This window comes from Mesorhizobium sp. UC74_2 (genome assembly GCF_042701485.1).
GTDB lineage: Bacteria > Pseudomonadota > Alphaproteobacteria > Rhizobiales > Rhizobiaceae > Mesorhizobium.
Genome location: NZ_CP170562.1, coordinates 4,175,345 through 4,196,695, shown reverse-complemented (window position 1 = coordinate 4,196,695; position 21,351 = coordinate 4,175,345). Strand labels below are relative to the sequence as shown.

The window sequence follows — 21,351 nt, the reverse complement described above, 5'->3', positions numbered from 1 at the left end:
TCGAATTTATCGTGGCTGCCTTTCCGCAGCAGACGCGAAACAATGGGGAACGATTGACCCTCCAAAACGATGTCTGAAGGATCCCATAAATGGTTGGGTCGCATAGGTTTCTGGCCTTAACCTTGTCGGTTATCTTCGGCCTGGGATGGGTTTTCGGAAAAGCGGCGCTTGATCATTTTCCACCAATAATCATGGCCGCGTTTCGGTTCGGCTGTGCGGGTGTCGCCATGCTTCCATTCTGCAAATGGAAGGGTCTGAATCTCAAAGACGTCATTATACTTTCTATTTTGTGTATAAGTATTCCATATAGTCTTTCAAACTATAGTCTCAGCCAGCTCGACGTTTCGGTTACCGTGATGTTGGCTCAGATGGAGGCCCCTATACTGATTGTCATGTCGGCACTGTTCCTGCGGGAGATTCCGAGCCGGACGATCATTCTGGGGGTTATCGTCTCCTTTGTCGGTGTGACTTTCGTGGCCGGCAGGCCAGTTGTGTCCGGCAGTTTCTTCCCCGTCATTCTGGCGGTTGTCAGCATGGTGATCTGGTCGACCGGGCAGTTGATGATCCGCAGGCTCAGCCTGACCGCCAGCTTCAGCCTGCTCGGAGCCTTGTCGCTTCTGGCCGCGCCGCAGCTTGTCGTCCTCTCTTTTGTTTTCGGGGAGCCGCAGATGCAGTCGGTCTGGACCGCGTCGGCCACGAATTGGCTGCAGGTCGTCTATCTCGGGATTGTCATGACGGCTGGAGGGATCGGTACCTGGTACTTCCTGATCTCTCGCCATCCGATCAATCTCGTTGCCCCCTATCTGCTTTTGGTGCCCGCGGTATCGATCATTGGCGGCGCCTTGTTTCTGGGAGAGAGGCCAACGCTTGAAACGATCGTCGGGGGAGGCCTGATCGTAGTGGGCGTTGCGATTGCCTCTTTTTTCCCCGGCAGAAACGCCACAGCACCAGGAAACCGGTTGGAGAAAGCCGATGAATATTGCTGAATTGCAGATTGCGAAGATGGAAGAGGGCAAACTCCAGCTGGATGTCATGTCCATGCTTGAGCAGCGCGATGTGCCTCGAGAGGAAATCATGGAGATATTGCACATGGCTGCCGGCGACAGCGCTTTGCTGCGCCGCCTCGCGATCCGCAAGAAATTCGGCGAGCCGAATGCCTATCTTCGAGGCTGGGCTCAAATGCTGGGGCGCAAATTCAAGATCGACCGGCGCAGCTACATTCCTGATGCCTACACCGAAGAGCTGATCGAGCGCGTGATAGCGGAGGCGCCTCAGCGAGGATCCTTGCTGGAGGTCGGCACAGGTTGCGGCTGGATCTCCATTTCGCTGAAGTGCTCGCGGCCCGACCTTGCCGTTTCCGCATGTGATATCGATCCGAACGCGCTGGCGCTGGCCCGAGAAAATGCCCTGACACATCAGGCCGAGATCGATTTCCAGGAAAGCTACTTCGTGGACGACGTGCACATGCGCGAGCCCGACGTCATCATTGCCAACATCCCTTATGGTGGCGATGCGGATTACACCCCGCGCGAACTGGAGGAGCGTCCCCAGATGCCACCCATTTCGATCTGCGATCCCGACGGCCCCGTGGTGACCCTGATCGAGTTCATCGGCTCGGTACGACGCCGGAACTGGTGGAGCCGGATCTACGTGGAGACGGGTTATCTCAGCCGCGCACGGCTGGATCCGGTGATCGACGGATGTCGGCATTTCGAGCACTACCGGAACGGTGAATTCGGATACCTCGTCATCGATCCGTGAGTGCTTGGCACAGCGCCGTCCTTTCGAGATCCTGCCAGGCTGTGCTGCGACGAAAATCTCGGCTCGAACGTTGAAGGCCTCACAGGAATATTGCCAGCCTCGATGTCCCGGCATTTTGTCAGGATCGTTTCAGCAGAGATGGCATGTTAGCTGCCGCTGACATTGACGCTTGCCGGCTCTGTCCGCATTTTCCCGCGCGACATTGTGTAACCGGTGAGGGCACTGATGGCTGGTACCGATCGTCCCGTACGGCGCTGGCTGCGGCGCATCGCCATTTTTGTCGTCGCGGTCCTGATCCTTGTGGTCGCGCCCGCCGCCGTCATCCTCTATCCGACCTTCAAATCCTATCCGCAGGTCAAGTTCCCGCCGGCTGCGTCGCAGGCCGAGAGGAACCAGCAGGATCTCGATCTGCTGCAGCGTCTGCCCGAGGTCGAACGCAGCTTCACCAACGAGACCCGCTCGGCCTTCAACGCAGCGATGGGCGAGCTTGCCGCCCGTGCGCCCGGTCTGGACCGCGCGGGCTTTGCCATGGGTGCCGCGCGTGCGGTGGCGTTGGCCGACAATGGTCACACCAGCGTCATGGCGCTGGTCGGCGGCCATGGTTTCAACGCGCTGCCGCTGCGCTTCGGCTGGTTTGCCGACGGGTTGTTCGTGGTGGCGGCGCGTCCCGACCAGCATGATCTGCTGGGAGCGCAGCTTGTCACGCTCGACGGTCATTCAACGACCCAGCTGCTCGAAGGACTGCGCGCCTATGTCGGCGGGCCGGCCAACCTGGCGCGTGAGTTGTCGCCGAACCTGCTTGCCTCGCCGGAACTGCTGCATGCCGCCGGCCTTGCCGACAAAGCGGACGCCGCGACGCTGGTCCTGCAACCGCGTGACGGATCACAGGCGTCGCACACGCTCGCCGCCGAGCCAGGCACGCCGGAGCCGCTGACCAGGACATTCTGGCCGAAACGCTATCTGAGCCCTGTTGCGCTGCCCGATGACAACGGATCCTGGGTCCATGTGCTGCAGGGCGTGCCGGTGCCACCGGCGCTGGCGCGGCCCGACCGGTTTTTCTGGCATGACTTCCTGGCCGATGGCAGCACCCTTTATGTGCAGATCAACCGTGTGCGCGACCAGGACGGCAAGTCCCTGCACGGCTATCTCGCCGACGTGCTGGCCGAGGCGAAGACACGCCGGATCAGGAACGCGGTGGTGGACCTGCGTTTCAATCCGGGCGGCGACTACACGCAAACGGCCGATTTCTCGAAGCAATTGCCCGAACTCGTGCCGCAGGACGGCAAGGTCCTGATCCTCACCAGCGGGACGACATTTTCGGCGGCGCTCAGCACCGCGGCGATGCTGAAATATCATGCCGGCGGGCGTGGCATCCTGATGGGTGAGCCGATGGGCGACAGGTCGAAATTCTGGGGTGAGGGCGGCAACGTCACCTTGCCGAATTCCAGGCTGACCGTCCGCTACACCACCGCCTTTCACGATTGGGGGGATGGCTGCGGCCTGGCGCAAGTCACGACATGCTTCTTCCTCAACTATGTCTATGGCACGCCATCCGGTTCGTTGGCTCCCGCCATTCCTGTCGTGCAGACATTCGCAAGCTATGCCGCCGGCGAGGACACGGTATTGTCCGAGGCGCTGAAGCAGGCGCAGTAGGTCCTTTCCGGCTGCGTCGCCAGGGGATCGTCAAATGATCCGCCGGCTGCGTGTGGCCGCGGATTGGAACAACCGAAGCGGGCAATCCGGCCCTTGCCCGCATCGGTTCTTTCGCGCTCAGTTCCAGCTGGAGCGTTTCCATTGGAGTTGCTCCGGGGGACAATTGGAAACCGCCAGATTCTGTCGTCCCCCGCACAATGCGTCGCATGCGAAAGGGCAATAGTGAGCCATGAACGCCATCGCTCAACCATCGGCATTGCGGGAGGAACGCATCGGCTATCTGCTGGTGTTCCTGTCCGCCCTGATGTGGAGCCTTGGTGGCACCATTGCCCGCTTCATCGCGGTCGATGACAGCTGGACGGTCGTGTTCTGGCGCTCGGTCTGGGCAGCGGCTTTTCTCATCGCTTTCATGGCATGGCGCGACGGCCTGCGCGGAACCCTCAAGCTGTTCCGCGACATGGGATTGCCGGGCCTTGCGGTCGCCGTCTGTTTCGCCACCGCGTCCACCTGTTTCGTCGTCGCGCTCTCCTACACCAAGGTCGCCAACATCCTGCTCATGCAGGCCGGTGTGCCGTTGCTGGCGGCGTTGCTGAGCTGGCTGCTGTTTCGCGAAAGAGTTTCGGCCGCCACCTGGGCGGCGATCGCCGGCGTGATCGTCGGCGTCGCCATCATGGTTTCGGAATCGCTCGGCGGTGCGGTGTCGCCGATCGGCGACGGGCTGGCCTTGCTCATCGCCTTCATGTTTTCGGTCGCTACCGTCATAACCCGACGCTTTGCCCAGGTGCGCATGACGCCGGCCACCTGCCTCGGCACGATCCTGGCCGCGCTTTTTGCTGCTTCGCAGGCCAGCCAGTTCGCGGTTTCGCCGCGCGACATGGGCTTCCTGTTCGCCTTCGGCGTCATCAACCTCGGCGTGGGGCTTGCTTTCTTCGCCACCGGCGCCCGGCTGGTTCCGGCGGCGGTGGCGGCGCTGCTCGGCACATTCGAGCCCATCCTGGGGCCGATCTGGGTCTGGCTCGTGCATGGCGAGGTGCCTTCCGCCCGCACCATGGTTGGCGGCATTGTCGTCGTTGCCGCACTGCTTGTTCACATCGGCCTGGAAATGCGGCGCCAGTCGCGACCGGCGCGACCCGGTACCACCGGCATCCCGTCGCCTACCTGACACAAACCGAGATTTGATTGTCAGGAGCGATTGGAACATCTTTGCCCATTGACAAGCCTGCTACGCGACGGGCAGGCTGCAGATGCGGCAACAACAAGACAGGCGCATCTTGCCACGTGACAGAGCCGGCCAAACCAGGATCGAGCTTCATCGCCTTGGTCTGCCAATCGGGCAGCCGCGGGCGGTAGTTCCCCCAAGCAGCCAGACAGGCTGCACTTTGCCTTTCTATAGCACGCATTCCAGGCACCGCCGTCTCAGCGGCGTGTCGTCCGTTGCCGCAACACCAATCGACAATGAATGCCGGATCATGGCCACCGTGCCGGCCGGCAAGGGAACACTGACAAAGGGAGTTTGAATGATGATCCGCAAAGCGATTTTGCTGGCGGCGACGGCCGTGGCGTTGACCTTGCCGACGCTGGGTGCGCAAGCACAGGAGCGCGTTGTCAACGTCTACAACTGGTCCGACTACATCGACCAGTCGATCATTGCCGACTTCACCAAGGAAACCGGCATCAAGGTCGTCTACGACGTCTATGATTCCAACGAGATCCTGGAAACCAAGCTGCTGGCCGGCGGTTCGGGTTACGACGTCGTCGTGCCGACCGCCACGCCGTTCCTGGTGCGCCAGATTGCTGCCGGCGTCTACCAGAAGCTCGACAAGTCGAAGCTGCCGAACCTGAAGAACATGTGGGACGTGGTCCAGGAACGCGTCGCCGCATTCGATCCGGGCAACGAATACTCGGTCAACTACATGTGGGGGACCACCGGCATCGGCTACAACACCAAGAAGATCAAGGAAGCGCTCGGCGTCGACACGATCGACAGCTGGGACACGGTGTTCAAGCCGGAGAATCTCGCCAAGCTGAAGGATTGTGGCGTGATGATGCTGGATTCGCCCACCGACATCCTGCCGACCGCGCTCAACTATCTGAAGATCGATCCGAACTCGAACAAGGCTGAAGATCTCGCCAAGGCGGAAGAGCTGATGCTGAGCATCCGTCCTTCGGTGCGCAAGTTCCACTCCTCCGAATACATCAACGCGCTTGCCAACGGCGACATCTGCCTGGCCGTCGGCTTCTCGGGCGACCTGTTCCAGGCGCGCAACCGCGCCCAGGAAGCCAAGGCCGGCGTCGAGATCGCCTATACGATCCCGAAGGAAGGCGCCGAGATGTGGTTCGACCAGATGGCCGTGCCGGCGGATGCCAAGCACCCGGCCGAAGCGCTGGAATTCATCAACTACATGATGAAGCCGGAAGTGATCGCCAAGTCGTCGGACTATGTCTTCTACGCCAACGGCAACAAGGCCTCGCAGCCGCTGATCAACAAGGAGATCACCGGCGATCCCACGATCTACCCCGATGAAGAGGTGATGAAGAAGCTCTTCACCGTCAAGCCGTACGATCCCAAGACCCAGCGCACCATCACGCGCATCTGGACCAAGGTCGTCACGGGACAATAAGCATCAGCGAAAACCCCGGCGGTCCGACTGCCGGGGTTTTTCGGGGACAGGATAACGGGAGTGGGACAATGAAATCGCTGGGCAGCATTCGCAGGGATTTTGCGCCGTGGAACGATCCGAACGCAAAGCCTTACATCCAGTTTGAAAATGTCACCAAGCGGTTCGGCGACTTTGTCGCCGTCAACAACTTGTCGCTGACCATCTACGAGCGCGAGTTCTTCGCGCTGCTGGGCGCATCGGGCTGCGGCAAGTCCACGCTGCTGCGCATGCTGGCTGGCTTCGAGCAGCCGACTTCGGGGCGCATCCTGCTCGACGGCGAAAACCTCGCCGGCACGCCGCCTTACCGGCGCCCGGTCAACATGATGTTCCAGTCCTATGCGCTGTTCCCGCATATGACGGTGGAAAAGAACATCGCCTTCGGCCTGAAACAGGAAGGCATGCCCAGGGCCGATGTCGAAAAGCGCGTTGCCGAGATGCTGAAGCTGGTCAAGCTCGAGGCTTTCGCCAAGCGCAAGCCGCATCAGCTTTCCGGCGGCCAGCGCCAGCGCGTTGCGCTTGCCCGTTCCGTCGCCAAACGCCCGAAGGTGCTGCTGCTCGACGAGCCGCTCGGCGCACTCGACAAGAAGCTGCGCGAGGAAACCCAGTTCGAACTGATGGACCTGCAGCAGGAACTCGGTCTGACCTTCGTCGTCGTCACCCACGACCAGGAAGAGGCCATGACGATGGCCGACCGCATCGCCATCATGGACAAGGGTGAGGTGATGCAGGTGGCGACGCCTGCCGAAGTCTACGAGGCGCCGACCTCGCGCTTCGTCGCGAACTTCGTCGGCAATGTGAACATGTTCGAAGGCAAGGTCGCCGAGCGCACCGAAAAGACCGCGAGGATCACCGGTGCCACCGGCGCGCAGATCCGCGTCGAGAACGCCGGCGACGCCACTGCCGGTGCCAACGTCGCTTTCGCCATTCGTCCCGAAAAGATCCGCATCTCCTCGGCCAAGCCGGAGGGCTCGACCAATGCGCTGGAAGGCGAAGTCTATGACATCGCCTATCTCGGCGACATGACTGTTTACCACGTCAAGCTGAGCGACGGGCAGATCGTGCGCGCGCAGAGCATGAATGCCGCCCGCATCTCGGACGATCCCCTGACCTGGAACGACCGCGCCTGGGTTTCCTTCCGGCCTGATGCCGGCGTCGTGCTGACGCGGTAGGAGGCGATCATGGCGGGTGCTACCCTTTCTGCCCCAACCGCAACCGGCGCCGCCCAGGCGCAGGCTGCCCCGCAACAGGCCACCAGCTTCACCGGCAAGCTGGTCATCATCATTCCTTATGTCTTCCTGCTGGTCTTCTTCCTCGTTCCCTTCTTCATCGTCTTCAAGATATCGCTGTCGCAGACAGCGATCGCGATGCCGCCCTATACGCCGGCGTTCGATTTCAGCGGCGGCATCTCCGGCATCATCGGCCAGCTGAAGGAATTGAACTTCGACAACTACATCTTCCTCACCGAGGACCCGCTTTACATCAACGCCTACCTCACCAGCGTCATCGTTGCCGGCATATCCACCTTGCTCACCCTGCTTGTCGGCTATCCGATCGCCTATGGCATGGCGCGGGCGCCGGCGACGCTCAGGCCGACACTGCTGATGCTGGTCATCCTGCCGTTCTGGACGTCGTTCCTGATCCGCGTCTATGCGTGGATCGGCATCCTGAAACCGGAAGGCCTGCTCAACCAGCTTCTGCTGAGCACCGGCATCATCAGCGAGCCGCTGATCATCCTCAACACCTACACGGCGATCTTCATCGGCATCGTCTATTCCTACCTGCCGTTCATGGTGCTGCCGCTTTATTCGGCGTTGGAGAAGATGGATTACTCGCTGGTCGAGGCTGCCCAGGACCTTGGCTGTCCGCCGATCACCGCCTTCTGGAAGATCACCTTCCCGATGTCGCTGCCCGGCGTCCTGGCCGGCAGCCTGCTGGTCTTCATCCCGGCCGTCGGCGAGTTCGTCATTCCGGACCTGCTCGGCGGCTCGCAGACGCTGATGATCGGCCGCACGCTGTGGAACGAGTTCAACGCCAATCGCGACTGGCCGGTGTCTTCGGCGGTGGCGGTGCTGCTGCTGCTGGTGCTGATTGTTCCCATTGTCATCTTCCAGCACGCCCAGGCGCGCGCTCAGGAACAGGGGCGCTGAGATGAACACGACCTGGAGCCGTTTCAACATCACCTCGGTTACGCTGGGCTTTGCGTTCCTGTACCTGCCCATCGTGCTTCTGGTGATCTTCTCCTTCAACGAATCGAAGCTCGTCACCGTCTGGGGCGGCTTCTCGACCAAATGGTATGTCTCGCTGTTCCAGAACCAGGCGCTGATCGATGCCGCCTGGGTCACCATCCGTGTCGGCCTGATCTCGGCGACCGTGGCGACGGTGCTCGGCACGCTGGCGGCGCTCGCGCTGACCCGCTACACCCGCTTCCGTGGCCGAGTGCTGTTCTCGGGCATGGTGTTTGCGCCCCTGGTCATGCCGGAAGTCATCACCGGCCTGTCGCTGCTGCTGTTGTTCGTCGCGGTCGGCCTCGACCGCGGTTTCTTCACGCTGACGCTGGCGCACATCTCCTTCACCATGTGCTTCGTCGCCGTGGTGGTGCAGTCACGCCTCGTCACCTTCGACCGCTCGCTCGAAGAGGCGGCGATGGATCTCGGTGCCTCGCCGGTGGCTACTTTCTTCCAGGTGACGCTGCCGGTCATCCTGCCGGCCATCGTCTCGGGCTGGATGCTGGCCTTCACCCTGTCGCTGGATGATCTGGTGACGTCGTCCTTCACCTCGGGACCGGGTGCGACGACGTTGCCGATGAAGATCTACAGCCAGGTCCGCCTCGGCGTGACGCCGGAGATCAACGCCGCCTGCACGATCCTGATCGCGATCGTTGCGACGGGGGTGATCATCGCCTCGGTCGTCAACAAGCGCCGCGAAGTGCAGCGCCTGCGCGACGAACAGGCGGCGATGCGGGGATAGAGCTTCGCGATCCGAAAATGAAAAAGGCAGCTTCGGCTGCCTTTTTCAGGAGCGTCTCCGTCAGCTCTGTGTTGTCACGCAAGCCCGGACGGAAAACCGTACCCGTCTCCCGGAATTGCTCTATTCGCCTGTCTTGCGGCGCGTGATCGGCGACACGAAGGGCGTTGTCCAGGTCCCGCCGACGAAGAAGGTCGCCTCGTTGCCGCTGTTGCTGGGTGTGGTGGGCGCAGGCAACGCGGCCGGAGGCGGTGTGCTGGACGTGGTCTGGCTGGCTGGAGCCTGGCCGTCCGGAACGGTGCCTGGTTGCGCTGGAGCCGGCTGGGCCTGAGGAGCCGGCTGGGCTGTCGGTTTCTGGATGACGCCGCCTGACAATGCCAGCCCACGCCCTGCATAAGGCACGATGCCGGACAGCCATATCTTGGTCTGGCCGGACTTCGCCTCGGCCCGGTCGATGCGAGCGACGCCCTTGGCTATGCTGGCCTTGAGCTCGGCTCCGTCGATCGCCAGCGTGCCGTCGGCGACTTCGTCGAGCGCGAAGAATCCACCGTCCTCGGCATGCTTCAGGAACGATGGCAGGTTGAGCGCGGTCAGATTGCCCGGGCCAAAAGTGGCCGAAACCGAACCGTCTGCATTCTGCAGGATCGAATTCAGGATTTGCCGGGGCCTTTCAGGATCAGCGACACGGTGCCCGTTCCGGTCGGCATCAGGCGCGTCATGCCTGCGGCGGAGGTGAATTCGGCGCCATTGATGTCGGAAGCAAGCAGCTTCATCTCCACCTGGGTGCCTTCCGGACGCAGATCGAAGCGCAGGCTTGCCTGGATGTTGCCGCCAAAGGCGCCGGCGTCGGAAATGTCGAAGACGGCGAGGCCGTTCTTGACCTGGGCGGTGCCGGCCATGTCGGCAAGCTGGATCGGCCCGGCGGTGGCATGCGCTGCCGACAGTCTCAGATCGAGGTTGAAGCGGTCGGCGAAGGATGTGTCGATCGCATCGAGATCGCCGGGAGCCGCGGCCGTCGTGGTGAAGGCTGCGAGGAAGGCCGCCAGGTTGACGGTGTCGAAGGCCATGGTGCCGGAGATCACCGGCATTGCATCGTTGAAGGAAATATCGAGCGCGCCGTTGCCGGGGTTCTTGTCGACGGTCATCTCGGCATTCTCGAACTTGATCCGGTCGCCATTGCCGCTGACCTTGCTGCTGACCGAAACGGGGCCAGTGGTGGCGCCGGGTGCGATGCCGGCCCGCAGCCAGTACAGCGCGCGCCGCAGCGACGGTGCCGAGAACTTGGCCTGGCCGTCGAAGAACGATTTCGCCGAGAAATTGCCGTTGCCCTCGAATGAGAGATTGGCCGGCGGCGCCTTGAGCGACACCGTGAACGGGGCAGCACCGCCCGCCAGCAACAGCATGGGCTGCGGTGAATTGGCTTCCACGGACACGCTCTCGCCGCGCCAGGTGCCATTGGCCGTCAGCGAGCCGGCCGCATTCAGCGCCTCCCAGTCGACCATGCCCGACAGTCCGGTCACAACCTCTTCTTCCGATCCGTCGACGCTGGCGACGACACGGCCGTCGCGGAATTCGATGCTGCCGAAACCTTCCTGCGGCAGCTTGACGGCGTCCGGCTTGCCCGGATTGGCCTTGACCGTTTCCCTGGCTGCGTCGATGGCGCGCGCGACGCGGCCGCCAGAAGGTGCTGCAGGCAGAAGCAGCCCATGCTCGGCAGGCTCGATGCGGAAGACCGGCTTGATCAGCTGCACGCCGGAGAACACGACATCGCCACGCAGCGCCGCCATCGCCGACAGGTCGATGTCGACCCGTTCGGCCTGCATCACCGGCGGAGCCTTGTCATCGCTCCATTTCGACAGCGTGACACCCGACAGCGTGGCGCGGAACTGCGGCCAGATCGAAATCTCGGGCGTGCCCTCGATGGTGACGCGGAAACCGCTCCAGGCGCTCATCTCCCAGGCGATGCGGTCGCGCACGATGCGATTGGACGCAAAATAGGGTACGGCCACGAACGCCAGGACGGCGACGATGACCGCAATCGATACAGCCCAAATGGCCCGCCAGATCAGGGGTGATGGCATCTGGTCCTTAGCGTTTCAATTCCACCGCATGAAGGGGTGTAAACCTAGAGCAATTCCAGGAAAAGTGTTTAACGGTTTTCCGTCCGGAATTGCGTGAAAACAAAAAGTTAGAGCGTTTCCGCGTTTCCGTGAAAAAACAGAAACGCTCTAGGCGGCTGCATTTCAAGTCTTTGTGACCATGCGATGGCGATAGCACACATGCTGTCGCATTCGGCCGACCTTGCGTTGTTGCGTTGCAGTATGCTTAACGGGTGACGCCACGGGAGGAACATTGATGGCCGCAGATACCCCCCTTTGGAGCCCATCGGAAGCCCGAATTGCCGAGGCGCCGCTGACCGAATTCACGCGCGCGGCCGAGCGGGCCAGCGGGCAGAGCTTCGCCAGCTACCACGATCTGCATGCCTGGTCGGTGGCGGAACGCGAAGCGTTCTGGGATTTGGTGTGGGACTTCTGCGGCATCACGGGCGACAAGGGCGAAACAGTGCTTGTCGACGGCGACAGCATGCCGGGCGCGCATTTCTTCCCCGACGCCAGGCTGAATTTCGCGGAAAATCTGCTGAAGAAGAGCGGTTCCTCCAACGCGATCGTTTTTCGCGGCGAGGACCAGGTCGAGCGGCGCCTGTCGTGGGACGAACTGCACGCCAGGGTCTCACAGCTTCAGCAACTGTTCGTGAAGCTCGGCGTCGAACAGGGCGATCGCATCGCCGCGATGATGCCGAACATGCCCGAAACGGTTGCCGCCATGCTTGCCGCCACCTCGATCGGCGCGGTGTGGTCGTCCTGTTCGCCCGATTTTGGCGAACAGGGTGTGCTCGACCGCTTCGGCCAGATCGAACCGGTCGTCTTCATCGTGCCGGACGGCTATTGGTATGCCGGCAAGGCCATCGAGGTTGCCGACAAGGTGGCGGCCGTCGCTTCGAAACTGGAGAGCCTGCGCAAGGTGCTGGTGGTCGACTATCTCGGCACCGCGCAAGATGTCGCCGGCACCATCGAGGGCGCGGAAGCGCTGGAGATGGCGCTGCAGCCCTTCGCGGCCAAATCAGTCACCTTCGAACGACTGCCTTTCGCGCATCCGCTCTACATCCTGTTCTCATCCGGCACGACCGGCATTCCGAAATGCATCGTGCATTCGGCCGGCGGCACGTTGATCCAGCACGTCAAGGAACTGCGCCTGCATGCCGGCCTTGTCGAGGGTGACCGCTTCTTCTATTTCACCACCTGCGGCTGGATGATGTGGAACTGGCTGGTTTCGGGTCTGTCCTGCGGCGCGACGCTGCTGCTTTATGACGGCTCGCCCTTCCATCCATCCGGCAATGTGCTGTTCGACTTCGCCGACGCCGAGAAGATGACCTATTTCGGCACGTCGGCGAAGTTCATCGATTCGGTGCGCAAGGCCGGGCTGACGCCGATCACCACGCATGACCTCTCCACCGTCCGCACCATCTCGTCGACCGGCTCGCCGCTGTCGCCGGAAGGCTTTCGTTTCGTCTATGAAGGCATCAAGCAGGATATCCACCTCGCTTCGATTTCGGGCGGCACCGACATCGTCTCCTGCTTCGTGCTGGGCGTGCCGACCGAACCGGTCTGGGAAGGAGAGATCCAGGGGGCCGGGCTTGGCCTTGCCGTCGACGTCTGGAACGACGACGGCCAGCCGGTGCGGCAGGAGAAGGGCGAACTGGTCTGTGCCAAAGCGTTTCCGGCCATGCCGATCGGCTTCTGGAATGATCCCGATGGCAGGAAGTATCACGGCGCCTATTTCGAGCGTTTCGACAATGTCTGGTGCCATGGCGACTTTGCCGAATGGACCGAACATGGCGGTATGATCATCCACGGTCGCTCGGATGCGACGCTGAACCCGGGTGGTGTGCGCATCGGCACGGCCGAGATCTACAACCAGGTCGAGCAGATGCCGGAAATCCTCGAGGCGATCTGCATCGGCCAGGATTTCGAGGATGACGTGCGGGTGGTGCTGTTCGTAAGGCTGGCCGCGGGGATCGCCCTGGACGAGGCACTCGAGAAGAAGATCAAGGCCAAGATCCGCACCGGCGCCAGTCCGCGCCATGTGCCGGCCAGGATTGTCGCCGTCACCGATATTCCGCGCACCAAGTCGGGCAAGATCACCGAGCTTGCCGTGCGCGATGTCGTCCATGGCCGCGCCGTCAAGAACCAGGAAGCGCTCGCCAATCCCGAAGCGCTCGACCTGTTCAGGGATCGGCCGGAACTGCAGAGCTGAGCGGACAGCCGGGCGGAGAATACGGTAAACAAAGCGTAGCGCTCAAATTTACCGCGTTTTCACAAGTGGTACACTTTCGTAAATTTTTCCGCACCCGGGTAAGGATTTGTTTACGACCCGGCCGTGATAGTCACGGGTAACTTGAGGGAGAAATCCCATTCCCGCTGGGCGGGAACAGTATCGCTCAAGCCCGTTGTGACAAATTCCTCTTCAGGCGCCCCGTCGGGCGCCTTTTTTCTATTGAGCCGCCTAATCGGCCAGAACGCGCGTCGACGGGAAAGCCACTTCAACAAGCGTGCCTTCACCGGGCGTCGAGTTGATGGTGAAGCGGGCCCGGTTGGCCTCTACCATCGCCTTGGTCAGCGGCAGGCCGAGGCCGGTGCCGTCGCTGCGCCCGCGCTTCAGGGCATTGACCTGCTTGAAGGGCTTCAGCGCGTGTTCGATCTCCGCCTGGGTCATGCCGACGCCAGTATCGCGTACCCGCATCACCACATCGCCTGAGGTCTCATAGGCAGTCGAGACGATCACCTGGCCGCCCGCCTGTGTGTAGCGCACGGCATTGGACAGGATGTTGAGCGCGATCTGGCGGATTGAACGCAGGTCGGCCACGACCTCCGGCAGGCGCGAGGCGAAGGACGAGCGAATGATCACTCGCTCGCGATTGGCCTGCGGCTGCATCAGCGCGACGGATTCGGCCAGCGTGTCGTTGAGCGACACCGCCTCGTAGTCCATTTCCTGCTGTCCCGCCTCGATCTTGGAAATGTCGAGCAGGTCGTTGACCAGATCTAGGACATGGTTGCCCGAGCGGTTGATGTCGCGCAGATAGTCGCGATAACGCTCATTGGCGACTGGCCCGAATTTCTCATCCACCATCAGTTCGGAAAAACCGATGATGGCGTTGAGCGGCGTGCGGATCTCGTGGCTGATGCGGGCGAGGAAGTCGGTCTTCTGCGAGGAGGCACGTTCGGCCACCGCGCGCGCCTGGGTGAGTTCTTCCTCGGCCCGCTTCCATTGCGTGATGTCGCGCACCACGGCGCAATAGCCGCTGTCGCCGGGCAGGCGGCCGATGGTCATGAACAGCGGGATGAAGCGCCCCTCGGCTTCGCGGCCGATGACCTCGCGGCCGTCATTGAGCACGCTGGCCACGCCATTGTCGGAAAGCCCGGCAAGGTAATCGCGCGCCGCCTTCTGGCTTTCGATGGCGAACAGCGAGGCGAATTGCTTGCCGGCGACGTCGTCGCTGTCGAAGCTGAACAGGGCCTCCGCCGGCCGGCTGATCGAGCGGATGGTGCCATCGCGGTTGATCAGCACCACGCCGTCGGTAGCGGTGTCGATGATGGTGCGCATTTCGGCGATGCGCGCCTTGAGTTCCCCATTGTCTGGATGCACCGCCTCGGCTGCCGGAAAGGGCAGGACCTGCGCCGACCGGTTGTCGGTCGCGCCGTTCAGCACCAGCATCAGGGCCTTGCCCTTGCCCCAGGGCACGGAACGCAGCACCGCATCGACCGGAACCTCTTCGCCATCGGCTTTCTTCAGCCGCAGCTTGTGGTCGGAGTGGTCGGGCGCATCATGGCTGGCATAGGCATCGGCAAACAGTGCATCCAGGCCGCCGGCGGCCTCCAGCGCTGCGAGATCGCCATAACCGGTCAGGGCCAGGAATTCCGTATTGGCGTAGTGCAGCTTGTCGCCGGAATGGATCAGCAGCGGCACCGGCAGCCGCGCCACGAGCGACGTGTCCGGTGCCGTCTCGCCGGTGGAGAAGGCAGCGGGCACGAAGCCGCCAGCCTGCAGCGGTGGCGCCGCACGCGGCGTCACGGTGGCCTGCACCGGCTCTGCGTCGGCTTCATCCTCATCGCGTGGATGCGTGAGATCGCCGTCATCTTCCAGGCGAGCCAGATCGGTGTCTTCCGTCGCGTCTTCCACAGACGGCGTCTCTTCGGGGATCGCGCCGCGGCGCTGTTGCGTCACCTTCGCCACGGCGGCCCTGACGTCGCCTGCATCGTCCAGTGCCGGTGCCGGTTTGTCGCCCGGCTCCGCTTCGTCCGGCGTGGCAAAGGCCAGCAGGGAACGCGGCGCGGCCGGCTTGACCGCGGGCTGGTCTTGCGCGGCATCGTCCGATCCGGCAGCTTCAGTTTCCACCGGCTGGCCAGCAAGCGTTACGGGCAGTTCGGAGCTTGCGACGGAATCTTCGATCTCGGAAACCGTATCGGCGTTGGTGCCGTCGAGCCGCGCCAGGTCCTCGATGTGCTCGGCTTCCTGCGCCTCGACCAGCGTGGCGCTGTCGTCCACGGCGGCCGCGTCATGTGAAGCGGCATGGTCTTGAGCGCCAACCATTTCCGGTTCCGCCGCGTCTGCCTTGGTATCCAGTGCTGGTTGCTCGACGGCGACGACAGGAAGCTGGACCTCGACCTCCGGCTTCTGTTCGGGCGTGGCCGCAGCGGTCTCGACCGGTTTCGTCGATTCGGCATCCTGGCTGGATGCTGCCGTCGCTTCGACCTTGCTTGGCGACACGGCGGGCATATCTGTCAGCGGTGCAGCGGGAATCGTCTCTTTCGGCGCGGCAGGCGTGGCCTTGCCGGTTTCCACGGCGCTGTCTTTCTTCAGGCGTTCGCCGATCTCGCGGAAGGCGGTGCGCTCCACATTCGACAGGCCCTTGTCGTTGGCGGGTGCCCGGTGTTCCGCCAGCCGGATGACCTTGTCGGTGAACCGGCGTTCCGGCGTCGGCGCAATGGTCAGTGCCGGCGTCTCGCCGTGGAAAGCATTGTGGCGGCTCGCCTCTGCGCCAGGCTGCTTCGTTTGTGTGGGCGGCGCGACGACTGCAGCGGGCGGCGTTTCCGACGGCGTCCAATCGGGCGTGAGCGCCTCGCCGACCTTTTCGTGGTCTTCGGTGGCATCGGCAACCCGCGCGACGCCGAAACCACGGAAACCTTCGAAGTTGCGGTTACGGTCGTAGACGGGCAGGGCGGCGAGGTCGACCGGCACCTTCAGGCTGCTGCCGGCGATCGGCCAGGCAACCGAGCGGCCCGACCACGTGTCGCGCCGGTCCAGCAGCCCCGCGATCTCACCGGAAGGATCGAAGCCGAAAGTGGTGGCGACGTCCTTGAAACGCCGGCCGATGACATCGGCGGCGGCCTCGCCGACAACGGCGGCGAATTCGGGTGAAATCGCGCTGAAGCGGCCGGCTTCGTCGGTGCGCCACACGAAACGCACCGGCGCCGCGTTGCGGCTGATGGCCTGTCTGGCGGGTACTGCGGCCTCGTCCGGCTCCATCGGTGCCGGGTTTCCGCCCTTTTCGCCGGCATCGCTGAAATACCAGCCATCGTGATGATGTTCGCCGGACGCGGCGCTGGTGGAAGCGCTGTCATCAGCCGCGCGCCAGCCTTCCGCGGCCGGCGGCTCGGCCGCAGCTGTCGGGCCGTTGCCGGCAGGGATCGTCGCTGCGGGTGCCGCCTCATTCCGATCGGCGCTGCCATCGTCGATCACCACCAGCAGATGGCGTTCCGGATCGTCCGTCAGCCTTGCCATGCCCGCGGGCAGGGCGCGCTTTCCTGCCTGGACACGCCGCTTCAGCGTGCGTTCGTGATCCCGGCCGGTTTCGCTTGCCAGGGCGGCGAGCGTCTCGGTGCTGATTCCAAGGCCTGAGAATCCCGCCGATGAGGCCTCGACATTGCCACTGCCGTCGATGAAAGCCAGGAACTGGCCGTCGGTGGTGAAGCCGCTTATGGCGCGTTCGGCGATTTCGGCCACACTGCGCGAACCGGTCTGCTGGGCCGGCACCGAAAGCAGGATCGCCGCTTCACCGTCCGGCATGGTCACGGCACTGGCCTGGAAGCCGATCGCCTGCGTTGCCATGCCCCGGGAAAGCCGGACCAGCAGCGCGCGGTTGCAGCCGATGGCCGGAAAGCCGGCGGTGGCCGTGATCTGGCGTTTCGCCACCGGTGGCAGGTCGGCCGGCGCGTCGATCGCCGCCTCGATGTCGGCATGGCCGAGCACGGCAGCGCCCGGGCCGTTCGCCCACAGCACCTGGTCGAGGTCCGCCGAAAGGATGAGCAGCGCGTCGCCGGCAGCGAAACGCGCCCGCACCTCGTCGAGGACGGCAACATCGAGGAACGAATAGTTCTCGGACGGCATGCGCTCTGGCAATCCTCCAGGAGATGGCCGCGGTTAATTCTTCGTTAATAAATGGGTGCCGCAGCAAGGTCCACAAGCCAGAAGATAGCCCACTTGAAAAGTAGGGCTTTTGGTTAACGCGGGCATTCCCTTGTTTCTTTTCACTAATGTTGCGTCGCAACATAAATATTGCACTGCACAATGAGAAATGCTATGGTGTTAACAGAAATGAACGAGACGGCGCGGCGCCAGAGATGCGGATGTGCCCGTCCACAACGAGGATGGAAAATGACCAAGACGAAGACCGCTGAGACCACCGAATTCCCGACCTTCGATGCTTCGCAGGCTGCTGACCAGGTTCGCGCTTTCGCCGAGAAGGGCGTCGAGCAGTCGAAGGAGACCTTCGCCAAGCTGAAGACCGGCGCCGAGGAAGCCAAGAAGGCTTTCGAAACCAGCTACGAGACCGCCAAGACCACCTCGAGCGACCTGTCGCTGAAGGCGATCGCCACGCTGCGCGCCAACGCCGAAGCCAATTTCTCGCACCTCGAGGCCCTCGTCGGCGCCAAGTCGCTGTCGGAAGTCGTCGAGCTGCAGACCTCGTTCCTGCGCAAGCGCGTCGAGACCGTTGTCGAGCAGGCCAAGGAATTCCAGGCTGCCGCCTCCAAGGCCGCCGAAGAAGTTTCCAAGCCTTACAAGGCCGCTTTCGAGAAGGCCTTCAAGGACGTCTCCAAGGCCGCCTGATGCATCGACCCGAAAGTCGGCGTCGATTTTCGGAACTACGATGCGCACTGGAAAGTGCGGCAAAATGGCAAGGGCAGGCCGGGGTCTTGTAAGCATCGAACCGGCTTCCTAGCTTTATGAGGCAAGAGATACCTGGGGTGGTTCCTCCTCCCTCCGCTCCAGGCAAAAGCCGGCTCCTCCTCCCGCCGGCTTCATATCGGAAAAAGGCCGGCTCCTCCTCCCGCCGGCCTTTTTCTTAAGAAAAGGTAGGACCTCTCCGAAAACCGGTACTGCGTCTCGGCAGAGGCTTGAGTTTGTATGAAATGCGTCGGTATCCCCAGCGTAAGATCGGGGGCCGGGTGAACACGGATGTGGGTGAGCGGGCCTTTGCCTTCGCAAGAGCCTTGAATTACGATCCGATTGCCCGTATGGACGCTTCGCCGGATGACGGAGCGCGGCTGACACGAGTGGAGCTGGTGTTGCGATCATCGACGGGCATGAGTGCCGTTGTAGCTCAGATGGTTAGAGCGCCGGATTGTGGATCCGGAGGTCGCTGGTTCGATCCCAGCCAACGGTACCACTTCTTTTTTCGCCGGGTGGATGCCCCGAAAACCAATCACTGAAAACAGGTCTTGTTCTTTGGGTAGCCGGTAAGGTTGCCGTGAGCTTGCGACTCGGTTTCTATTAAATAGGGACACCGGCCGGCCGCGCCGACAGCGCTGGCAGCCGGAAAGAACCGAAACGGGTAGTTCAATTATGAGCGTACACGCGATCGAATTTCTGCAGGACTGGATCGGCAAGGAGTGCTGTGCCCCGTCCGAAGCGGTGAAGATCGACAAGCATGCCGAGGTCCTGGCCAAGCAGTGTGCCGCCAAGGCCGCCGAAGCGGGAATCCCGCTGGAAGACCTCCAGGAAGAGGTCGGCGATATCCAGGAACTGATCGCTTCGCGCCTCGAAGAGGCCGTCGAGGCGGAAACGGACGCCGACAAGGCGGCCTGAGCCTGCTCCCTTCTCCAGCGGGCGGAGAAGGGCACCACCGTTCTCGGGGTTGCCGATGCCACTTGGCCGGATCGTCATCTACGCCAGGGATGTCGAGGAAACCGCCCGTTTCTATCAACGGCATTTCGGCTTCACGGCAATCCGCTTGCCTGGCGACAGGATTGTCGAGCTCGTCGCCAGCGATGGCGGTGCCAACATCCTGCTTCATCAGGCCGCAAAAGGTCAGCGCGGCGGTCAGTCGAGCGTCAAGCTGGTCTTCGACGTCGAGGATGTCGAGCTGTTCTGCAGGCAGCGCGCCGAAGACGGCCTCGATTTCGGCGCCATCCACAAGGCCGATGGCTACCTTTTCGCGAACGCGAAAGATCCCTGCCAGAATTCCATCTCCGTCTCGAGCCGCGCTTTCCGGAAAAGCGACTAAAGCGGTTGCAAGTCCCTTCCCCCCTTACGGGAGAGGGGGATCGATCGAATATGTCGCGGGTTAAAACAGCGATCCTTGGCCGCTGGTGCCCTTGTCTTTCGGCGCGGCCCGAACTGGTTTCGGTGGGCTGGCAGTTGCCGGGCCTGGCGCCGGTTCGCCGCCCTCGGCCGTGGCATGCGCGGAGCCATCGGCAAAGCGCAGTTCCAGCGCGGTACCCGGCGTCACTTCAGCCGCCCGCTTCACCAGCGTGCCGCCGGCGTCGAGGACCAGCGCATAGCCGCGCTCCAGGATCGCCTGTTCCGAGAGTTTCAACGTCGACAAAAGCCGGTCGGCCTGGGTGAGGCGCGCGCGCAGCCGCTCCAGCCGTACCGTCATCGCCTGGTCCTTGCGGCGCGCCAGCGTTGCCAGCGCGTCGCCCTGCAGCTTCTGCCGGCGTGCGATCGGGGCGGGTGAAAGCCGTGCCGCGGTGCGCATGAAGCGCGCGCGTCGCTCGCGCACGATGCCGAGGAAAGCCGCCTGCGCGCGGGCCAGATCGCGCGCGGTCAGCCGCCGCGCCTCATCCATGCGCCGCGACAACGTCGCCGGTGTCAGCCGGATGGCGCCGAGCCGGCCGCGTTTGCGCTCGATGGCCACCGACAGCGCACGGGCAAGCCGATTTTCAGCCTCGTCGAAACGGCGTCTCGGCAACGCCAGCAACTGGTCCGGCGAGGGCAACGCCCGTGCCGCGGCGCGAGCCGCCTGGCGGCGACGGTCGATGCCGCGCGACAAGGCCGCCGAAAGCCGCGCCGACAGATTGGCGAGCGTCGCCTCCAGCTCCCCTTTGACCGGGACCGCGATTTCGGCGGCACCGGTCGGTGTCGGTGCGCGTACGTCGGCGGCGAGGTCGATCAGCGTCCAGTCGGTCTCGTGCCCGACCGCCGAGATGATCGGGATTTCGGAAGCCGCAACGGCCCGTGCCAGCCCTTCATCATTGAAGCCCCAGAGATCCTCAAGGCTGCCGCCGCCGCGCGCCACGATGATCAGGTCCGGCCGCGGGATCGGTCCGCCTGGCTCCAGGCTGTTGAAGCCCTCGATCGCTATGGTTGCTTCCATGCCGGCCGTTTCGCCCTGCACACGCACCGGCCACACCAGCACGTGCAGCGGGAAGCGGTCGCGGATGCGATGCAGGATATCGCGGATCACCGCGCCGGTGGGCGAGGTGACGACGCCGATGACCGAAGGCATATAGGGCAGGAGCTGCTTGCGGCCGGCGTCGAACAGGCCCTCGGCAGCGAGGCGACGCTTACGCTCTTCCAGCATAGCCATCAACGCGCCGGCGCCGGCGGGTTCCAGATTGTCGATGACGATCTGGTAGTTCGATTTGCCGGGATAGGTGGTGAGCTTGCCGGAGGCGATCACTTCCATGCCCTCTTCGGGGCGGAAGCGCAGCCTGCTCATGGTGCCTTTCCACACCACGGCGTCGAGTCGGGACCGGTCGTCCTTCAGCGCGAAATAGGCGTGGCCCGACGAATGCGGGCCGCGATAGCCGGAAATCTCGCCGCGCACGCGCACATTGCCGAAGGTGTCCTCCACGGTGCGCTTCAGCGCACCGGAAATCTCGCTCACCGTGTACTCGGTGGCGTTTGTCGCGCCCGGCCTCGAATCGTCTTCGAAAAAATCACTCATGCACCGATTGGCGCGCTGGAGGGGGGATGGGTCAAGCCCCCGCGGACGGAGCTGGCGTTGCTGGACCACACGAATGCGATGGACGTG

Annotated in this window: 16 protein-coding genes and 1 tRNA gene; 13 read left to right on the top strand and 4 right to left on the bottom strand. The window is 63.1% G+C overall.

The window, feature by feature from the left end:
• The first annotated feature begins 89 nt into the window (after window positions 1-89).
• The 8 genes from ACFJIU_RS20360 to ACFJIU_RS20325 all read left to right on the top strand — a co-directional run bounded on the left by ACFJIU_RS20360 (window position 90) and on the right by ACFJIU_RS20325 (window position 9,041).
• Window positions 90-986 (top strand): DMT family transporter, encoded by an 897-nt coding sequence (locus ACFJIU_RS20360; RefSeq protein WP_379062941.1) that lies wholly within the window; start codon window positions 90-92, stop codon window positions 984-986.
• Window positions 913-1,761 carry a methyltransferase gene (locus tag ACFJIU_RS20355; RefSeq protein WP_379062939.1) on the top strand — a complete coding sequence of 283 codons (849 nt, stop codon included), beginning with the start codon at window positions 913-915 and terminating at the stop codon, window positions 1,759-1,761. The genes ACFJIU_RS20360 and ACFJIU_RS20355 overlap by 74 nt, the downstream gene beginning before the upstream one ends.
• 225 nt (window positions 1,762-1,986) lie before the next feature.
• Complete coding sequence (locus tag ACFJIU_RS20350; RefSeq protein ID WP_379062937.1) at window positions 1,987-3,414, top strand: hypothetical protein; 1,428 nt, start codon at window positions 1,987-1,989, stop codon at window positions 3,412-3,414.
• Window positions 3,415-3,643: 229 nt separating this feature from the next.
• Window positions 3,644-4,576, top strand: coding sequence for a DMT family transporter (locus tag ACFJIU_RS20345; RefSeq protein WP_379062935.1), 933 nt, complete (start codon window positions 3,644-3,646; stop codon window positions 4,574-4,576).
• 358 nt (window positions 4,577-4,934) lie between these two features.
• Window positions 4,935-6,035 (top strand): polyamine ABC transporter substrate-binding protein, encoded by a 1,101-nt coding sequence (locus ACFJIU_RS20340; RefSeq protein ID WP_379073177.1) that lies wholly within the window; start codon window positions 4,935-4,937, stop codon window positions 6,033-6,035.
• Window positions 6,036-6,103: 68 nt separating this feature from the next.
• Window positions 6,104-7,243 (top strand): ABC transporter ATP-binding protein, encoded by a 1,140-nt coding sequence (locus tag ACFJIU_RS20335; RefSeq protein ID WP_379062933.1) that lies wholly within the window; start codon window positions 6,104-6,106, stop codon window positions 7,241-7,243.
• Between the two features lie 9 nt (window positions 7,244-7,252).
• Window positions 7,253-8,221 (top strand): ABC transporter permease subunit, encoded by a 969-nt coding sequence (locus ACFJIU_RS20330; RefSeq protein WP_379062931.1) that lies wholly within the window; start codon window positions 7,253-7,255, stop codon window positions 8,219-8,221.
• Between the two features lies 1 nt (window position 8,222).
• Window positions 8,223-9,041: an ABC transporter permease gene (locus ACFJIU_RS20325; RefSeq protein ID WP_379062929.1), complete on the top strand. Its 819-nt coding sequence runs from the start codon at window positions 8,223-8,225 to the stop codon at window positions 9,039-9,041.
• Between the two features lie 120 nt (window positions 9,042-9,161).
• On the opposite strand, the gene ACFJIU_RS20320 is transcribed toward ACFJIU_RS20325, so the two are convergent.
• Both ACFJIU_RS20320 and ACFJIU_RS20315 read right to left on the bottom strand, forming a co-directional pair.
• A complete protein-coding gene (locus ACFJIU_RS20320; protein ID WP_379062927.1) occupies window positions 9,162-9,440 on the bottom strand; it encodes a hypothetical protein in 279 nt (92 codons plus the stop codon).
• Window positions 9,441-9,688: 248 nt separating this feature from the next.
• A complete protein-coding gene (locus tag ACFJIU_RS20315) occupies window positions 9,689-11,119 on the bottom strand; it encodes an AsmA family protein (protein ID WP_379062925.1) in 1,431 nt (476 codons plus the stop codon).
• A gap of 274 nt (window positions 11,120-11,393) precedes the next feature.
• Between ACFJIU_RS20315 and ACFJIU_RS20310 the strand changes: the two genes are divergently transcribed.
• The gene (locus tag ACFJIU_RS20310) at window positions 11,394-13,352 is read left to right on the top strand and encodes an acetoacetate--CoA ligase (protein ID WP_379062923.1); all 1,959 of its coding nucleotides are present in this window, start codon (window positions 11,394-11,396) and stop codon (window positions 13,350-13,352) included.
• A gap of 249 nt (window positions 13,353-13,601) precedes the next feature.
• Here ACFJIU_RS20310 and ACFJIU_RS20305 read toward each other — a convergent pair whose 3' ends face one another.
• Entirely contained in the window at window positions 13,602-17,483 is a 3,882-nt protein-coding gene (locus ACFJIU_RS20305) for a histidine kinase dimerization/phospho-acceptor domain-containing protein (protein WP_379062921.1), read from the bottom strand.
• Between the two features lie 267 nt (window positions 17,484-17,750).
• On the opposite strand from ACFJIU_RS20305, the gene ACFJIU_RS20300 reads away from it, so the two are divergent.
• From ACFJIU_RS20300 to ACFJIU_RS20285, 4 genes are all read left to right on the top strand, one after another.
• On the top strand, window positions 17,751-18,203 hold the full coding sequence (locus ACFJIU_RS20300; protein ID WP_326894024.1) for a phasin: 453 nt from the start codon (window positions 17,751-17,753) through the stop codon (window positions 18,201-18,203).
• A gap of 482 nt (window positions 18,204-18,685) precedes the next feature.
• Window positions 18,686-18,762: transfer RNA gene (locus ACFJIU_RS20295), tRNA-His, on the top strand.
• Window positions 18,763-18,938: 176 nt separating this feature from the next.
• Complete coding sequence (locus ACFJIU_RS20290; RefSeq protein ID WP_379062919.1) at window positions 18,939-19,181, top strand: hypothetical protein; 243 nt, start codon at window positions 18,939-18,941, stop codon at window positions 19,179-19,181.
• Between the two features lie 55 nt (window positions 19,182-19,236).
• Window positions 19,237-19,599 (top strand): VOC family protein, encoded by a 363-nt coding sequence (locus ACFJIU_RS20285; RefSeq protein ID WP_379062917.1) that lies wholly within the window; start codon window positions 19,237-19,239, stop codon window positions 19,597-19,599.
• A gap of 60 nt (window positions 19,600-19,659) precedes the next feature.
• On the opposite strand, the gene xseA is transcribed toward ACFJIU_RS20285, so the two are convergent.
• On the bottom strand, window positions 19,660-21,264 hold the full coding sequence (xseA, locus tag ACFJIU_RS20280) for an exodeoxyribonuclease VII large subunit (protein WP_379062915.1): 1,605 nt from the start codon (window positions 21,262-21,264) through the stop codon (window positions 19,660-19,662).
• Between the last annotated feature and the right edge of the window lie 87 nt (window positions 21,265-21,351).